The following is a 551-nucleotide window of genomic DNA, read 5'->3' as shown; positions in this document are numbered from 1 at the left end:
CCTTGGATTTTTACATCCGTAAAAAAGCTGAACACTCACGGTCTCTGGAGGCATTGTCGAACCGCTGGAAGAGCTTTGACGCTCGAGTATAAGGAGGACATTGCCGTGTCTTATACTACCCGTTTTGTTGGTATCGATGTATCAAAATCCTCGCTTGATCTGTGCATTTTACCAGACAAACACACCCTGCGCTTTGCCAATTCAGAAACCGGGATTGCAGACCTGATCGCCAGACTGCAGGCTTTCCCGGGGCTGGAGCGGATTGTTCTGGAGCCAACCGGCGGCTATCAACGCCTTCTGGTTCGAGCTTTGCAAGCTGCACAATTACCTGTTTCAAAGGTCAATGCCCTTCTGATCCGCCACTTTGCCAAAGCGTCAGGAACCCTGAGCAAAACAGACAGGATTGATGCCTTTGTACTGGCTGATTACGGCCAACGCATGTCGCCGCGCCTGATGGCCAGAACAGATGAAGCCCGCTATAAACTCGCTGATTTTGTTGCCCGTCGGCGCCAACTTACACACATGCTGATCCAGGAGAAGAACCGGCTTGA

General features: G+C 51.4%; 1 protein-coding gene. It reads left to right on the top strand.

Features of this window, described 5'->3' with window-relative positions; genetic code table 11:
- Positions 1–105 precede the first annotated feature (105 nt).
- On the top strand, positions 106–551 hold a 446-nt coding region (locus ACXAF0_RS19685), incomplete at its 3' end, for an IS110 family transposase (RefSeq protein WP_475347524.1).

This window comes from Thalassospira sp. ABD4_177, assembly GCF_056160125.1.
Note: the sequence above shows the minus strand (reverse complement) of the source record. Positions and strands in the feature narration are given on the sequence as shown.